This is a genomic window from Streptomyces sp. NPDC086777, assembly GCF_040702065.1.
In the GTDB taxonomy this organism is placed as follows: domain Bacteria; phylum Actinomycetota; class Actinomycetes; order Streptomycetales; family Streptomycetaceae; genus Streptomyces.
In genome coordinates this window covers 64,907-81,065 of record NZ_JBFBJI010000002.1, presented here as the reverse complement: position 1 = coordinate 81,065, position 16,159 = coordinate 64,907, and the positions used below count along the sequence as shown (strand labels likewise).

At 72.1% G+C, this 16,159-nt stretch carries 15 protein-coding genes; 10 read left to right on the top strand and 5 right to left on the bottom strand.

Annotation, left to right across the window (positions count from 1 at the left end; translation table 11 throughout):
• The first annotated feature begins 248 nt into the window (after nt 1-248).
• From AB0472_RS02935 to AB0472_RS02920, 4 genes are read left to right on the top strand one after another with little or no spacing between them, the layout of a single operon-like run.
• Nucleotides 249-1,025: a glycosyltransferase family 2 protein gene (locus tag AB0472_RS02935; protein WP_366352840.1), complete on the top strand. Its 777-nt coding sequence runs from the start codon at nt 249-251 to the stop codon at nt 1,023-1,025.
• Nucleotides 1,022-2,011, top strand: coding sequence for a glycosyltransferase family 2 protein (locus AB0472_RS02930; RefSeq protein ID WP_366352838.1), 990 nt, complete (start codon nt 1,022-1,024; stop codon nt 2,009-2,011). Before AB0472_RS02935 ends, AB0472_RS02930 begins: the two co-directional genes overlap by 4 nt.
• On the top strand, nt 2,004-2,804 hold the full coding sequence (locus AB0472_RS02925; RefSeq protein WP_366352836.1) for a polysaccharide deacetylase family protein: 801 nt from the start codon (nt 2,004-2,006) through the stop codon (nt 2,802-2,804). Before AB0472_RS02930 ends, AB0472_RS02925 begins: the two co-directional genes overlap by 8 nt.
• Entirely contained in the window at nt 2,797-6,612 is a 3,816-nt protein-coding gene (locus tag AB0472_RS02920) for a lipopolysaccharide biosynthesis protein (protein WP_366352834.1), read from the top strand. The genes AB0472_RS02925 and AB0472_RS02920 overlap by 8 nt, the downstream gene beginning before the upstream one ends.
• A gap of 27 nt (nt 6,613-6,639) precedes the next feature.
• On the opposite strand, the gene AB0472_RS02915 is transcribed toward AB0472_RS02920, so the two are convergent.
• A complete protein-coding gene (locus AB0472_RS02915; protein ID WP_366352833.1) occupies nt 6,640-8,064 on the bottom strand; it encodes a xylan 1,4-beta-xylosidase in 1,425 nt (474 codons plus the stop codon).
• A 179-nt stretch (nt 8,065-8,243) separates the two neighbouring features.
• On the opposite strand from AB0472_RS02915, the gene AB0472_RS02910 reads away from it, so the two are divergent.
• Nucleotides 8,244-9,356 carry a DUF5925 domain-containing protein gene (locus AB0472_RS02910; protein WP_366352831.1) on the top strand — a complete coding sequence of 371 codons (1,113 nt, stop codon included), beginning with the start codon at nt 8,244-8,246 and terminating at the stop codon, nt 9,354-9,356.
• Nucleotides 9,357-9,375: 19 nt separating this feature from the next.
• The gene (locus tag AB0472_RS02905; protein ID WP_366352830.1) at nt 9,376-10,146 is read left to right on the top strand and encodes a DUF72 domain-containing protein; all 771 of its coding nucleotides are present in this window, start codon (nt 9,376-9,378) and stop codon (nt 10,144-10,146) included.
• Between the two features lie 673 nt (nt 10,147-10,819).
• Here the strand turns inward: AB0472_RS02905 and AB0472_RS02900 are convergent.
• The gene (locus tag AB0472_RS02900; RefSeq protein ID WP_366352828.1) at nt 10,820-11,191 is read right to left on the bottom strand and encodes a GntR family transcriptional regulator; all 372 of its coding nucleotides are present in this window, start codon (nt 11,189-11,191) and stop codon (nt 10,820-10,822) included.
• A gap of 69 nt (nt 11,192-11,260) precedes the next feature.
• Between AB0472_RS02900 and AB0472_RS02895 the strand changes: the two genes are divergently transcribed.
• Both AB0472_RS02895 and AB0472_RS02890 read left to right on the top strand, forming a co-directional pair.
• A complete protein-coding gene (locus AB0472_RS02895) occupies nt 11,261-12,190 on the top strand; it encodes a GNAT family N-acetyltransferase (RefSeq protein WP_366352826.1) in 930 nt (309 codons plus the stop codon).
• Nucleotides 12,171-12,671, top strand: coding sequence for a DUF402 domain-containing protein (locus AB0472_RS02890; protein ID WP_366352825.1), 501 nt, complete (start codon nt 12,171-12,173; stop codon nt 12,669-12,671). The genes AB0472_RS02895 and AB0472_RS02890 overlap by 20 nt, the downstream gene beginning before the upstream one ends.
• 24 nt (nt 12,672-12,695) lie before the next feature.
• On the opposite strand, the gene AB0472_RS02885 is transcribed toward AB0472_RS02890, so the two are convergent.
• Complete coding sequence (locus AB0472_RS02885) at nt 12,696-13,310, bottom strand: class I SAM-dependent methyltransferase (RefSeq protein WP_366352824.1); 615 nt, start codon at nt 13,308-13,310, stop codon at nt 12,696-12,698.
• 140 nt (nt 13,311-13,450) lie between these two features.
• Here AB0472_RS02885 and AB0472_RS02880 point away from each other — a divergent pair, with 140 nt between their 5' ends.
• Nucleotides 13,451-13,585: a hypothetical protein gene (locus AB0472_RS02880; RefSeq protein WP_366352822.1), complete on the top strand. Its 135-nt coding sequence runs from the start codon at nt 13,451-13,453 to the stop codon at nt 13,583-13,585.
• Between the two features lie 21 nt (nt 13,586-13,606).
• Here AB0472_RS02880 and AB0472_RS02875 read toward each other — a convergent pair whose 3' ends face one another.
• On the bottom strand, nt 13,607-14,056 hold the full coding sequence (locus tag AB0472_RS02875; protein ID WP_366352820.1) for an N-acetyltransferase: 450 nt from the start codon (nt 14,054-14,056) through the stop codon (nt 13,607-13,609).
• Nucleotides 14,057-14,235: 179 nt separating this feature from the next.
• Here AB0472_RS02875 and AB0472_RS02870 point away from each other — a divergent pair, with 179 nt between their 5' ends.
• Nucleotides 14,236-15,186, top strand: coding sequence for a lytic polysaccharide monooxygenase (locus tag AB0472_RS02870; protein WP_366352819.1), 951 nt, complete (start codon nt 14,236-14,238; stop codon nt 15,184-15,186).
• A gap of 73 nt (nt 15,187-15,259) precedes the next feature.
• On the opposite strand, the gene AB0472_RS02865 is transcribed toward AB0472_RS02870, so the two are convergent.
• The gene (locus AB0472_RS02865) at nt 15,260-16,120 is read right to left on the bottom strand and encodes an alpha/beta fold hydrolase (protein WP_366352817.1); all 861 of its coding nucleotides are present in this window, start codon (nt 16,118-16,120) and stop codon (nt 15,260-15,262) included.
• Between the last annotated feature and the right edge of the window lie 39 nt (nt 16,121-16,159).

The following is a 16,159-nucleotide window of genomic DNA, read 5'->3' as shown; positions in this document are numbered from 1 at the left end:
TCTCGTGTGACCACTGCCGTTTCCGAGTCGTGCCGCGCAACCGGCTGCCGTTTTACGGCAGACCGGGCAGCTTTGCCAGCTCACCTGCGGGTTCGGAGATACTTTTTCCGTGCCACGGGTGAGAAGAACCCCCCTTTCGAACCGGACACCAATGCGGGCCGCCCATGGGGCGGGCGGTCCACCGGACGAGAGGGACAAGACTCGTGAGTTCTGTTCTGCGTCAGCCGACTTCGGGCCAAGATCCGCTCATGGCCACCGAATACCGGCCGATCTCCTCCCACCTGGCGATCACACCGCCGGTGAGTGTGGTGATTCCCGCCATGAATGAGGCGGAGAATCTCCCCTACGTCTTCAAGACCCTTCCCGCCTGGATACACGAAGTCGTCCTGGTGGACGGTAATTCCACCGACAACACCGTGGAAGTGGCGCGGGAGTTGTGGCCCGACGTGAAAGTCGTCGAACAGAGTGGCAAGGGCAAGGGAGATGCCCTCATCACCGGGTTCGAGGCGTGCACCGGCGACATCATCGTCATGGTGGACGCCGACGGCTCGGCCGACGGCCACGAGATCGTGTCGTACGTCTCCGCCCTGGTCTCGGGCGCCGACTTCGCCAAGGGCTCGCGCTTCGCCAACGGCGGCGGCACGGACGACATGACCTTCATCCGCAAGCTCGGCAACTGGGCGCTGTGCACGGTCGTCAACCGCAAGTTCGGCGCCCGCTACACGGACCTCTGCTACGGGTACAACGCGTTCTGGCGGCACTGCCTCGACAAGATCGACCTCGACTGCACCGGCTTCGAGATCGAGACCCTGATCAACATCCGGGTCGTCAAGGCAGGCCTGAAGGTGCAGGAGATCCCGAGCTACGAGTACCTGCGCATCCACGGCACCAGCAACCTGCGTGCCGTCCGCGACGGACTGCGCGTGCTCAAGGTGATCCTCAAGGAGCGCTCCAACCGGCGTGACCTGCGCCGCCAGGTGCGGCACTCCCCCATGCTCAGCACGGGCCGGGGAGAGTCGTCTTGAGCGATCCCGACATCTCCGTCGTGATCTGCGTGTACACGGAGGACCGCTGGGAGGACATCCTCGCGGCGGTCTCCTCGGTGCGCGCCCAGTCGTATCCGGCGCTGGAGACCCTGCTGGTCGTCGACCACAACCCCGCGCTCCTGGAACGGCTCACGAAGGAGTACAAAGAGGCCACCGCGGTACGGGTGCTCGCCAACGCGGGCCCCCGCGGCCTGTCCGCGGGCCGCAACACGGGCATCGCCGCCTCCTACGGCGAGGTCATCGCCTTTCTCGACGACGACGCCGTGGCCGAGCGGGACTGGCTGCGCCGCTTCGCCGAGGGGTACGCCGACCCCAGGGTGATGGCGGTCGGCGGCCGGACCCTGCCGATCTGGGCCTCGGGCCGCCGGCCCGACTGGTTCCCGGAGGAGTTCGACTGGGTCGTCGGCTGCACCTACCGGGGGCTGCCGGCGGGCCGCGTCCGGGTCCGGAACGTCCTCGGCGGAAACGCTTCTTTCCGGCGCACGGCCTTCGACGCGGCGGGCGGCTTCGCCACCGGCATCGGCCGCGACGGCGACAAGCGCCCGCTGGGCTGCGAGGAGACCGAGCTGTGCATCCGGCTCACCCGGGCCCGCCCGGACGCCGTGCTGCTCATCGACGACCGCGCGGTGATCCACCACCGGGTCCCCGAGGTCCGCGAGCACTTCGGGTACTTCCGCACCCGCGCCTACGCCGAGGGCCTCTCCAAGGCCCTGGTCGCCCGCAGTGTGGGCGCCGCCAAGGGCCTGGAGTCCGAACGCCGGTACACCACGCGGGTGTTGCCCGCGGGGGTGGCCCGGGGCCTGCGGGACGCGCTGCTGGCCCGGCCGGGCGGCGCGGGCCGGGCAGGTGCGATCGTCGCCGGGGTGCTGACGGCGGCGGGCGGCTACCTGGTGGGGAGCGTGCGGGCCCGGCGGGGCGGGGCCACCTTCGCCGTCGCCGGGATCGAGGAGGGCTCCCATGGCTGAGGCACCGGTCCCCATCCTCATGTACCACTCGGTCGCCACCGCGCCCAACGACGCCACCCGCGCGCTGTCGGTGGCGCCGGAGGCCTTCGCCGAGCAGATGGCACTCGTCGGCGACCTGGGCCTCACGCCCGTCGGCACGGCGGATCTGGCGGCCGGCTGGCGCTCCCGCGGCCCGCTCCCCGACCGTCCCGTCCTCATCACCTTCGACGACGGCTACGAGGGCGTGCACCGGCACGCCCTGCCCGTGCTCGCCAAGCACGGCTTCGTGTCCACGCTGTTCGTCTCAACGGGCTGGATCAGGGGGGCGTACGACACCGGCGGCGGCCTGGACGCCATGCTCGACTGGGACCAGGTCCGCGAACTCGCGGGCGCCGGCTGCGAGATCGGCGGGCACAGCCACACCCACCCGCAGCTCGACCAGTTGGACGACGACCGGCTGCGCACCGAACTGGTGAGCTGCCGGGAGATCGTCACGGACGAACTCGGCGCGGTACCGGCCTCGTTCGCCTACCCGTACGGCTACTCCAGCCACCGGGTCCGGCAGGCCGTGCGGGCGGCCGGGTACGCCCAGGCGCTCGCCGTCGGCAACGGTCTCGCCCGCCGCCGCCAGGGTCCGTTCGCACTGCAGCGCGTCACCGTGCGCCGCAGTACGGACGCCGCGGAGTTCGTACGGCTGCTCGAAGGCCGGTCGATCGCCCGCAACTTCGCCGGGGACCGTGCCCTCACCAAGGGGTACGCCGTTCTCCGCAGAGCACGCCAGGTCCGCCGGAAGGCCATCCGTTCCCGTGTCTGACACGACCACCACGACAGAGGCCAACACACCCGACACAGCGGCGCCCGAGCAGTCGGGGCGCCGCCTTCGCCTGCCCGGACGGGGCGGTTCGTCCGGCGGCAGTCCACTCTTCCGGAACGCCTACGCGCTGATGCTGAACACCGGCATCTCGGCCGTCCTCGGCCTCGGCTTCTGGCTGGCCGCGGCCCGCTACTACTCCGAGTCGGCGGTCGGCCAGGGCTCCGCCGCCATCGCCGCCATGAAGCTCCTCGCGGGGCTCACCGCGGTGACCCTGACCGGCGCCCTGGCCCGCTTCATCCCGGTCGCCGGACGCCAGACCGGCAAGCTCATCTTCCGTACCTACGCGGGCAGTTCGCTGATCGTGGCGCTGGCGGCCGGGGTCTTCCTGATGACGCTGGGCGTCTGGGGGCCGTCGTACCGCTTCCTGCACGGGCCGCTGCCCGGGCTCGGGTTCGTGCTGGCCGTGATCGCCTGGAACCTGCTCACGCTCCAGGACGGCGTGCTGACCGGACTGCGCAACGCGCCCTGGGTACCGGTGGGCAACACCGTGTTCTCGGCGGTCAAGCTGGCGCTGCTCGTCGCGTTCGCGGCGGCGGTCCCGATGGCCGGTGTCTTCGTCTCCTGGGTCGCCGCGATCGCCACCTCGTTCGTACCGCTGGGCTGGCTGGTGTTCCGGCGCCTGGTGCCCCGGCACGTCAGGGCGACCGCGGACCACGCGAGGCCGCCCACGCTCAAGGAGATCGGCAGGTTCCTGGCCGGTGACTACACCGGCTCGCTGTTCTCCCTCGCCGTGGTCTACCTGGTGCCGGTCATCATCGCCTCGCAGGTCAGTTCCGAGGACAACGCGTACTTCTACATCACCACCACCATCGGCGGCACCACCAACCTGCTCGCCATCAACATGGGCGCCTCGCTCACCGTCGAGGGCTCGCACGACCCGGCACGGCTGGCCGGCAACGCGCGGGCGGCGCTGAAGCGGATGGCCCGGATCATGATCCCCATCTGCGCGCTGCTGTTCTTCGGGGCGCCCTGGATCCTCGGCGTGTTCGGGCCCGGCTACGCGGACGCGGCGACCCCGCTGCTGCGCTGGTTCGCGGTCGGCGCGCTGCTCCGGGTCGTGATGGAGACGTACTTCGCGGTGCTGCGCGCGCAGAGCCGTACCGCGGGCCTGGCCTGGCTGCAGGGGCTGCTGTGCGTGCTGGTCCTCGGCCTGACCCTGCTGCTGCTGCCCCGGCTGGGGCTGACCGGCGCGGGCGTGGCCGAGATCTCCAGCCTCGCGGTGATCGTGACCATCGCGGCGCCCCGGCTGTGGCGGACGCTGCGGGCCGCCCCGGCCGAGATCCCCGCGGACGCCGCACCGGACGGGGACCTCGCCGACCTGGGGGCGCGCGAGGTGCCGGCCGCCACCGCCCCGCGCAGGCGGGGTCCGGCCTGGGCGCTGGACACCGACACCCTGGCCCTCGGCATCCATGTGGACTTCGACCATGTGGAGCGGCGGCCCGACGTCCGGCCGGGGCCGGGGACTCCGCCCACGGGTACGCCGGTCGTCCGGCCGGACGACCGGCCGACGTGGGCACTGCGACCGCCGCGGAACCTGGGGCTGCCGGTGGAGGAGCGGGAGCCGCACTCGGAGTCCTCGCTGGGGCCCGCCGAGGCCTCGCTGCTCAGGGAGGCGGAGGTCGACGCGCCGTTCGGGAAGGCCGCCGTACCCGGCGAGCCGGCGGCGCCGGACGGGCCGGCCGAGGTTCCGGAGGAGTCCGGGCCCGCGTCGGCGCGCTCGCTGCGGGAGCGGCTGACGCCCACCCGCCCGGGCGTCGTCCTCGGCTGCCTGCTGGCCGCCGCCCTGCTGCTCTACTGGGTGCCGGCGACCCGGCTCGACGACGCCGACCTGGACCGGATGGGCGGGCTCGGGCTGGTCTCGGTGCTGCCGCTGCCGACGCTGGTCGGGGCGGCCCTGCTGGTCACGGTCTTCGCCGCGCTGCTGTGGCTGCGCCGGGAGCACAGGGCGCTGCTCCTGGTCACGCTGCTGGCGACGGTCGTGTCGCTGCACGCGCTGCCCGCCGTGATCGAGACGGAGCCGCGGTTCCCGACCGCCTGGCAGCACCTCGGGTTCATCGACTACATCGACCGCACCGGCTCGGCCGTACCGGACCTGGACGCCCGGTGGAGCTGGCCGGGGTTCTTCGCGGCGGCCGCGTTCCTCGGCCGGGCCTGCGGGGTCACGGACTTCACCGAGGTCATCCGTTGGTGGCCGACGTTCATCCAGCTCGCCTACCTGGCCCCGATGTTCCTGCTCGTGCGGTCGCTGCGGGCGAGCTGGCGGGCGAAGTGGACCGGCATCTGGATCTTCGTGCTGTGCGGCTGGGTCGGCCAGGACTACTTCTCCCCGCAGGGTTTCACGTACCTGCTCTACCTGATGTTCGTGGCGATCCTGCTCGTCTGGTTCCGTGCCCCGCACGTCGTCTGGGCGAGGTTCCGCCCGGGCGAGGCGGAGGTCGAGCCGGCGAACCGCCGTCAGCAGGCCGTGCTGCTCATGGTGCTGGTCGGCCTGTACGCGGCGACGGTACCGGCGCACCAGCTCACCCCGTTCGTGATGCTGGGCGTGCTGGCGGCCCTGGTGCTGGTCGGCCGGTCCGAACTGCGGGGCCTGCCCCTGCTGTTCGGGGTGGTCGCGGCCGTCTGGCTGGGCTTCATGGCCGAGCCCTACTGGTCGGGGCACTTCAACGAGCTGTTCGGCGGGGTCGGCGGGGTCGGCAGCAATGTCTCCACCTCGGTCTCCGGCCGTATCCAGGGCGGCAGTTCGACCCACAAGCTGGTGCTGTACGTCCGGGTCCTGCTGGCCGGGAGCATGATGGTGTTCGCGGTCTGGGGCTGGTGGCGCCGGCGCTTCCACCGGTACCGCGAGCGTTCCCTGCTGGTCCTGACCTCCGTGCCGTTCCTGGGCTTCGGCATGCAGTCGTACGGCGGCGAGATGGCGTTGCGCGTCTTCATGTTCGCCGTGCCGGGCGCGGCCCTGCTGGCCGGGCTCGCCCTGTTCCCGCGCACCGGGGCCACGGCGAAGGAGCGCGAGAAGGACAGGATCAGCCTGGCGCCGGTGGCCGCGCTGCTGGCCGGGCTGCTGCTCATGGGCGGCTTCCTGGTGGCCCGCTGGGGCAACGAGTCCTTCGAGCGGGTCCGGCCCGGCGAGGTCGCCGCCATGGACTACGTGTACGCCCACGACAGGCCGACGGTACGGCTGCTGTGGCTGAGCAACGACACCGTCAACGACGTGACCCCGGCGATCCCCTGGGGCGCGAGGGACATGGAGCGGGTCGACTACCTGCCGACACTCGCCCCGGCCGACCCGGTGCTGGTGTCGAGCCTGGTCAAGGCGCTGAGGGACGCGGGTCCGAACTCGTATCTGATGGTCAACACGAGTCAGGTCGTCTATCTCCGGATGGACGCCGGCTACTCGGCGACCTGGGAGAGCCGGCTGATCCAGAACCTGGACGACCGGCAGGACCTGACGAAGGTCCTGGTCAACGACGACGTGACCATGTACGCACTGCGGACGCGGCCCGCCGGCGCGGTGGCGAAGCCGGATCCGGGGCCGATCGGGCCGCGGATCACCTGGACGCCGTGGTCGGTGATCGGCGGACTGGCCGCTCTCGCGCTGGTCCTGCTGCTGACGGCACGCGAGGTGGTCCGGGTCGCGGTCCGGCCCGGGGTGCGTCAACTGCGGTGGCTGCAGGGCAGCTTCTGGTTCTCGCTGCCGCTGCTGGCGGTGCTGCTGGCCTCGTTGGCGCAGCGGTTCCTGACGCTCAAGTAGCAGGCCGGCCGAAGTGGCTCACCGGGTTCACCTGGTGAGCCACTTCACCTCGTAGGCCTTCATGCCGAACCGCTTCCCGTCCACCTGTGCGGTGATCGCCCGGTCGACGGTGTTGACCACCAGGACCGTCCTGTCGCCGGCGAGGACGCGTACCTCGGGCACGTCGTCCCTGGCGACGGAGACCGTCTCGTACCTCGTCCCCGGCGGGAACGCCTTCCCGAAGCGTGACACCAGGTCGTACATGGGCAGTGCCCGCCCGCCGCCCCCGCTGTCGGTCGTGGACCACAGGCAGCCTGCGCAGTCTCCGCCCTTCCCGTCCTCCGGGTTCCAGTAGAAGCCGGAGTCGGCGCCGCCCCTGACCAGGGCGATCATGCCGGTGGCCTGGACGGCGACCCGGTGGTCCTCGGTCCAGCCGTCGCGTCGGTCCCGGCCGTCGGCGGGCTCGACGTAGTACTCGGCCCACCACAGCGGCAGGTCGTGCGTGCGTCTGCGCACCCACTCACTGACGTAGGTCAGCTTCTCCGTGGCGGCGAACTCGTCCGGCAGCATGTCGTCGTCGTTCGTGTAGCTGGACCCGTCGACGACCACGAAGTCGGCGCCGGCCTTGTGGGTGTTCCAGTAGTCGAAGGCGTCGACGACCCGCTGGTCCATGACGCCCCAGTCACCCTTGAGGGTGGCCGAGGCGTTCTCGGTCTGGCGCGGGTCGAAGCTGTCCATGACGAGGTAGGGGCCGCCGACCATGATGTCCTTGTCGACGGCCTTCAACGCCTTGTAGACGAGGTTGTAGAGCTCGGTGTAGCCCTCGTAGTCCCAGCGGTTCTTCGCGTTGTTCCAGAACCCCTTGAACTCGTTCCAGACGATGAAGTGCCGTACGTCCGGGTAGCGCCTGGCGACGGTCGCGGCGAGGTCGGCGTAGTCCTGGTAGTGGTCGGGGGTGGGCGCGGTCTCCAGGGCGGCCTGACTCCAGTCGGTGTTGTCCACCCCGGCCCTGCCGCCCTTCATCCAGTCCGGGGAGCAGCACAGGGTGATCACCGGGGTGGCGCCCGACCTGCGCATGAAGTCGACGCGCCGGTCCAGTGCGCCGAAATCGTAACGCCCCTTCACCGGCTCGGGGTTGTCGGCGCCCCAGCCCATGACGGCCTGGTCCTGGGGCATCCCGGCGTCCTGGGACAGCCGGTCCTCGACCCGCTCGGTGGCGGTCGTGCTGCCCTCGTCGGCGCTGTACTGGGTGTGCGTGAACCCCCAGCCCACGGACGGCCCGGTGGTGACCGGCGGGGTGGCGGGGGTGCCGTGCACCTTGTCGCCGTCGCGGGTCGTGCCCGCGGTGTCGGCGCCGCCCCCGGGAAGTGTGCTGACCAGTGTCGCGATCAGGGCGAGCGCGGCCACACCCACCCCGAGCAGGGCGGTGAGCCGCCACCGCCGAGTCACCGAATTCCACCCATGACGTCCCATCAAGGACAACTGTAACGGCGGAAATCGCCCCGGGGGCGGGTATCGGGGATCGGCCGCCGCGGCCACGGGGCGGGCGCGTCCGGGGGCCGCGTACGTGACCTCCCCGGGATACTCCGGAAGCTCGGTGCACACCCGACACTCTTCTCCCACTTCGGAAAACGGGTGCGCTGCGGGCCCCGGTGACGGATCATGGCGACATGTCTGCCAAGCCGCACGAGACGCTGCCGATCCGGCTCAACGTCGACGACTCCGACTCCCCGTCCGACGTCGTCGACGCGCTGTTCCTCGGCCGCTTCGCGACGGGCGAGCAGCCTTACTCGCACGCGGCCAACATCGACCGGGTGCGGTCCGGGGCGACCCTGCTGCCGAAGGAGGCGCGGGTACTGCGGGTGGCGCGTGACGACGACCGCAGCGCGACGCTCGCGGAGGGCGAGGGCTGGACCCTGCTCGTCTCCCGCTGGAACCGCGGCGCCGACGTCACCGTCACCGCCACCACCGCCGAACTGGCCGCCGAGGTCCTCAACGAGGCGACGGACGGCGCGGCCGACGAGCCGGAACCGCAGCCGGAGAACGTGACGATGGGCTTCTGGTACGTCTCCCCGCGCCGTGGCCCGCACCGCACCACCCGGCAGATCTCCGCGGGCACCTGGGACGAGGTCCGCGCCAACTACACGGCGCCGGTCGCGGACGCGATGGACCGCCTGATGAAGACGACACCGGAGGACATCGCGGGCCGCCTCCTGCTGCTGCACGGTCCGCCGGGCACCGGCAAGACCTCCGCGCTGCGCACCCTCGCCCGGTCCTGGCGGGACTGGTGCCAGGTGGACTGCGTCCTCGACCCGGAGCGGCTCTTCTCCGACGTGGGCTATCTGATGGACATCGCGATCGGCGAGGAGGACGGCGCCGGCAAGGGCCGCTGGCGGCTCCTGCTCCTCGAGGACTGCGACGAACTGATCCGCGGCGAGGCCAAGCACACGGCCGGGCAGGCGCTGTCCCGCCTGCTGAACCTCACCGACGGCCTGCTCGGGCAGGGCCGCAACGTCCTGGTCGGCGTCACCACCAACGAGGACCTTGAGCGGCTGCACCCCGCGGTGGTCCGGCCCGGCCGCTGCCTGGCCCGGATCGAGGTGGGCGCGCTGACCCACCGCGAGGCGGCGAACTGGCTCGGTACGGAGGAGGGGGTGGGCCGGGACGGGGCGACCCTGGCGGAGCTGTACGCACTGCGCCGGGGCACGGCGCCGACGTCGGTGCCGGGGGCGCGGGAGGGCGTGGACGCGGGCCTGTACCTCTAGCCGGTGCTTTGATGGAGGTATGCCCCTCTTCGTCGGAACGTCGGGCTGGCAGTACCGGGACTGGCGGGGCGTCCTGTACCCGGCCGGTGTGCCCGTGCGCTCGTGGCTGGAGGAGTACGCGAGGCAGTTCACGACGGTCGAGCTGAACAACGCGTTCTACCGGCTCCCGACCCGGGAGAACTTCGAGTCCTGGCGGGAGCGGGTCCCGCCGGACTTCGTAGTCGCGGTCAAGGCGAGCCGCTACCTCACGCACATCAAGCGTCTCAAGGAGCCGGAGGAGCCGGTCGAGCGGCTGGTGACCCACGCGGCGGGCCTCGGCGACCGGCTGGGCCCGGTCCTCCTCCAGCTCCCGCCGACGCTCAGGGCGGACCCGCCGCTGCTGGACGCCTGCCTGGCCTGTTTCCCCCGCGGGGTCCGCGTCGCGGTCGAGCCCCGGCACGACTCCTGGTGGACGCCGGAGACCCGCGAGGTCCTGGAGTCCCGGGGCGCGGCCTTGTGCTGGGCCGACGTCCAGGCCCACGCCATGACCCCGCTCTGGCGCACCGCCGACTGGGCCTACGTCCGCTTCCACGAGGGCCGGGCCACCCCCTGGCCCCGCTACGGCCGCCGCTCCCTGGAGACGTGGGTCGACCGCATCGCCACGGCGTACCCCAGGAAGGCCGACGTCCACACGTACTTCAACAACGACCCGGGCGGGGCGGCGGTGCGGGACGCGGTGGCGTTCGGGAGAACGGCGGAACGAGCGGGCTTGACGGTGACAAGAACACCGGACCTGAGCACCAGCAGGTGACACCATGCTCCCCCTTGCCCACCGACCACGTCCCGGCACCGCCGGATACCGACGTCGTGGCGGGACACCGCTGCGGCGGAAGACTCAGGAGCCTCGACAGAGAAGTGAGCGGCAACCGATCCGAAACCCTCCGAACTCCTCCCCCCACCCCACAGCCACCCCACCACCTCGCCCCGGCCCACGACCACCGCACCGACCAGCTCGCACCCTCCCACCCACTCGCGCCCTCACCCCGGCCCACGACGGCCACCCCGGCCCACGACCACCGCACCGACCGGCTCGCACCCTCCCACCCACTCGCGCCCTCACCCCGGCCCACGACGGCCACCCCGGCCCACGACCACCGCACCGACCAGCTCGCACCCTCCCACCCACTCGCGCCCTCACCCCGGCCCACGACGGCCACCCCGGCCCACGACCACCGCACCGACCAGCTCGCACCCTCCCACCCACTCGCGCCCTCACCCCGGCCCACGACGGCCACCCCGGCCCACGACCACCGCACCGACCAGCTCGCACCCTCCCACCCACTCGCGCCCTCACCCCGGCCCACGGTCGTCGAGGCGGTCGGCTCGGGATGGTCCGGCGGCTCGCTCGTCCTCCGTCGGCTTTCTTCGTTCCGCCGCGACGGCGATCAACCACGACGGCGTGTGCCGGCGGTGCCGGGCTCTCCTCAGCCCCCGCCGTACGCCGCCCGCAGCGCATCCCGTACCGCGGCCAGTGCCTCCTCCTCGGCCAGGCCCAGCCGCCGCGCCCGCTCGGCGTAGGCCTGGGCGGCCAGCGACGCCTCGCGCTCGGCGGCCGACCCCGCCGCGGCGACGAACGTACCGTTGCGCCCCCGCGTCTCGATCACCCCGTCGGTCTCCAGGGCCCGGTACGCCTTGGCGACCGTGTTCACCGCCAGCCCCAGGGACTCGGCCAGCCCCCGCACCGTCGGCAGCCGGTACCCCACCGGCAGCACCCCGCCCCGCGCCTGCTCGGAGATCTGAGCCCGCACCTGCTCGTACGGCGGCGCGCTGTCATCGATGTGGATCTTCAAGGTCACGGCCCGATTCTCCCGTACCCGCCGGAAATTGAGAGGCATCCCGGACACGCCCCGCATAGCGTGCGCCCCATGACAGTGATCGTGCGTGACCTGCGCACCGACGTCCGGTCCGACGCCGAGGGCTTCGCACGGGTCCGGCAGCTCGCCCTCCCCTTCATCCTGTTCACCCCGGAGTCCCTGGTCCACGACCTCACCCACACCCACCCCGACGCCCGCTTCCGCCAGCTGGTCGCGGAGAAGGACGGCGAGATCGTCGGCACCGCCCAGGTCGGCCTCGCCCACGAGAGCACGGAGCCGGGCCAGGGCTTCGCCAACGTGTACGTGCATCCGGAGCGCACCGGCCGGGGCGCCGGCACCCTCCTGGCCCGCACGGCGGAGGCGCACCTGTCGGCCGTCGGCGCGAGCACCTCGTACGCCTGGGTCCTGGACGCCCCGGCCAACCGCGCCTTCGCCGAGCGCCACGGCTACCGCGCGAGCCGCTCCGCCCACTTCCTCCGGCTCGACCTCGCGCACGGCGCGCTCCCCCCGCTGCGGACCCCTCCGCCCGGCGTGGAACTGCGCACCGGCGCCGACTTCGCCGACGACCCGCGCCCGCTCTTCGCCCTCGACGCGGAGACGACGCGGGACGAACCGAGCGACATCGACACGGAGTTCGCCGACTACCGGGCCTGGCTGGACGGGACCTGGCGGCACCCGCTGTTCAGCCGCGAGCTGACCTCGGTCGTCCTGGTCGACGGCCGCCCCGCCGCCTTCAGCGCGGCCCGCACCGACGGCGGCACCCGGTACGGCACCGTCATGACCGGCACGGCCCGCGCCTTCCGCGGCCGGGGACTTGCCAAGCTCGCCAAGAACGACTCGCTGCACCGCGCCCGTGCCGCCGGCTGCACGCAGGCGTTCACGGGCAACGACAGCGGCAACGGCCCGATGCTCGCGATCAACAAGTGGTTCGGGTACGACATCTGCGCGACGGAGGTCAGGTATGTCCGCGAACTCGGCTGAGCCGACCGGCACGGTGGACGTCGTGCTGGTCAAGGCGGGCCGCACGAAGATCCGTTACCCCGCCGAGCTGCTGCACGACGACGGTACCCGGATCGCGGTGCGCGCCCCCTGGGCCGGTGACACGCCACGCGACTTCGGCTTCGTCCGCTTCGAACAGGGCGATGTCTTCACCGAGTTCTACTGGCGGGACCGCTGGTACGCGGTGAAGGAGGTGCGCGCCGCCGACGGCACGCTGAAGGGCTGGTACTGCGACGTCACCCGGCCGGCGACGCTCAGCGGCGGCCGGCTGGTCGTCGAGGACCTCGACCTGGACCTGTGGCGCTCCGCCGACGGTACGGACGTACGCCGCCTGGACGAGGACGAGTTCGCCGAGAGCGGGCTGGCGGCGCGGGACCCGGAGGCCGCGGCGGCGGCCGTGGTCGCCCTGGACACCCTGGAGGGCCTGGCCCACGGGCCGGATTTCGCCGCCCTGCTGTCCTGAGGCCCCCGACACCCTCCGGCACCCTCACACCGTCGCCACCACCGCGTACCGTTCGTCGTCCACCTCCTTCCCCCACAGCACCGCCGCCGCGGACAGCGGCTCCACGCGCACGTCCGCGGCGAGCGGGGCGAGGAGGGCGGTGAGCAGGGCGGCGGGTACGCCGACCGGGGTCACGGTCCCCCACACCCCCTCCACCAGCACGAACCGTCCCCCGGGCCGCAGCAGGCTCCGCCAGTGCCGCAGTACCCGCGCGGGGTCGGGCAGCGCCCACAGCACATGCCGTACGAGAACGACGTCGAAGAGCCGCTCGCCCACCGGCGGTGCCGTCGCGTCGCCGAGCAGGAACACCGCGTCACGCCCGGCCAGCTTGGCGCGGGCCCGCTCCACCATCGCCGGGGAGCTGTCGACCCCGGTGACGCGGTGGCCCTGCTCGGCGGCGAGGAGGGAAAGGCTGCCGGTGCCGCAGCCGAGGTCGAGGAGGTCGGCGGGGCGTTCGGGCAGCCACGCCCGCAGCCGTGCCGCCCAGGCCGCACGGACCTCGGGCACACCGAGGCCGTGATCCGGCTCCTCGTCGAACCGGGCCGCCTCGGCGTCCCAGTCGACACCCACCGCAACCGTCCGATCACTTTCATTCCTCATGCCCTCAGCGTGACACCCACCACTGACACTCGATCCGTGTGACAGCGACCACTGACAGACCGGCACGGATGAGTAACTCTCACCGAAAGCGTCTATCTCCGTGACAACGCGGAACTCGGTAGGCGCTGAAGGAGGCAGCCATGCGCCGCACTACTGTGCAGAAGCCCCTGAAGAGGACGGACAGCCGCCGGATCCGCGAGGAAGCCGACGCACGCCCGGCCGGACGCCCGGAGGTGCGGAAGGACATCGCACGCACCTGGTGGCCGGACGGCTGACCGTGCGCACCACCGCGCCCTTCAGTTCAGCCGCTTGCGGTAGTGGATGCGGTCGTACGGCCCGTCCACCCGCCGCTCGACGACTTCGTACCCGTACTTCGGGTAGATCTTCTGGTTCTCCCACATCGACGCGTTCGTGTAGAGCCTGACCTCGGGCAGGCCGAGCGCACGCGCGCGTGCGTCCACGAACTCCAGCAGCCGCCGTCCCACCCCCGTGCCGCGCGCGTCGGGGTGGACGGCGATGCTGTCGAGGAACAGGTGGTCCTCGTGGGCATCGACGACGACGAGCCCGACCACCGGCTCCCCGACGACGAACACCCGGCCCGCGGCCACATTCGCCGTATGGTCCGCCTCCATGGGCTGCGGCACCACCCCGATCCGCGCGATGTAGTGGTGGTACGCCATGTCGGTCACGGCCTTCACGGCCCGTACGTCGGCGGGCCGGGCGGGCCGGATCTCGTCGTTCGTCATGGCGTGAACGCTAGCTACCTCAGCGCAGTCCGAACACTCCCTTAAGGCGACCATAAGGATCTCCGTCGCCCGCTCCCAGCAGGCGATTCCACGGTTTCTTGGGGCTAGCTTTCTGATCGCCCCCACGGGATTCCGGCCCGGCCGAGCCCACCCCGAGGACCGCTCCGAGGAGTCCGCGCATGCCCGCAACACGCCGTCAGCTCGTCGTCGCCGTCGCGCTCGGCGTGAGTGCGGTCACGTTCGCCGCCGCGCCCGCGTCCGCGCACGGCACGATGGGCGACCCGGTCAGCCGGGTCGCCCAGTGTTACGCGGAGAACCCGGAGAACCCGAAGTCCGACGCGTGCAGGGCTGCGGTCGCGGTCGGCGGCACGCAGGCCCTCTACGACTGGAACGGCATCCGCCTCGGCGACGCCGACGGCCGGCACCGGGCGCTGATCCCGGACGGGAAGCTGTGCAGCGCGGGCAACGAGGAGTTCAAGGGCCTCGACCTGGCCCGGGCCGACTGGCCGGCGACGAACGTGAGCAGCGGGTCGTACACCTTCAGGTACCGGGTGACCGCGCCGCACAAGGGCACCTTCAAGGTGTACCTGACCAAGGCCGGTTACGACCCGGCCAAGCCGCCGGCCTGGGCGGACCTGGACCTCGACCACCCGGTGGCGACGGCCGTCGACCCGGTCGCGGCCGGCGGTTCCTACACGTTCTCCGGTGCCCTCCCCGAGCGCACCGGCCGCCAGCTGCTGTACGCGGTCTGGCAGCGCTCGGACAGCCCGGAGGCCTTCTACTCCTGCTCGGACGTGGACTTCGGGGGCGGTGACAACGCTCACACCGGTACGGCCGCGAGCGCCTCCCCGGCCCCGGCCGCTTCCGTCCCCACCGACGAGCAGATCGCGGCCGGTGCCGGCAGGTCGACGGTCGAGCACGGCGGTCACGGCGACGACGGCGCGAGCACCTCGGCGGCGCCGGTCACGGAGGCCGACGCGCCCGAGCCCGCGGGAGGCACGGAGACGACGCTCGCCGCGACCGGCGGCGACGGCTCCACGCCGTACCTGGCGATCGGCGGGGCGGCTGCCCTGGCACTGGGCTCCGGCGCGCTCTTCCTGTCGGTGCGGCGGCGGGCGCCGCGGCGCTGATCCCTCATGACTCCGGGGCCTGACCGGCGGCTCAGGCCGGACAGGCCCCGGCGGCGTTCAGTTGGGCGGTGGCTCAGCTGAACGCCGACGCGCAACTGGTGGCGGTGGCGTGGGCCGGGTCGAGCGCGTTGGCCACCTCGTGGAAGGCGATCCGGTCGAAGAGCCCGATCGCCACGTGCTCGGAGAGGTCGAGCGAACACAGGTCCTGGAGCAGGACGTTGTGGACGTCCGAGCCGGTCAGGAACTGGCTCTGCCAGGGGGTGGCCACCTCGTCGTACTTGGTGGAGATCACCGTGTAGTGCACTCCGGGGACGGTGTCGCCGCCCGCGTTGAGCTTGGTGAGGAACGCGGAGCCGGGGATCTGGTCGGCGAGGCCGGGGGTGGTGGCCTTGATCAGGTCCGAGGCGCCGGGGAAGTACGGCAGCAGGTTGGTGAGGCCGCTGAGGGTGGCGCCGTGGTTGTCGGGGGCGAGGCCGACGAGGGCGTTCACCTTGGCGGCGCCGCCGAGGAACCTCAGGTAGTAGCGGGGCATCATGCCGCCCTGGGAGTGGCCTACGAGGTCGGCCTTGGCGGCACCGGTCGCGGCGAGCACTTTGTCTACGAAGGCGGAGAGTTGCTCTGCCGACTTGTCGATGGGACCGAGGCCGTAGAAGACGGGGACGCCGGACAGCTGGCCGTAGTCGAGGGAGAAGACGCAGTAGCCGCGGTCCTCCAGGTACGGGGCGAGGGAGAGCCAGTTGTCGACGGAGTTGCCGAGGGTGCCGTGGACCAGGATCACCGGGCGGGGGTGGGCGGCGGAGGGGCGGCAGGAGTAGTCGTTCCAGCCGGTGGTGGGGGCACTGGAGGCGTGGGCGGTGGCGGCGGGAACGGTGGCGACGGCGGCGGCGAGGAGCAGCGCGGTCAGGGGTCTGAGCACTCGTTTCCAGGGCAGCATCGGGTGATCTCCTTGCGGCTCAAGGGAGGTGCGACGGCC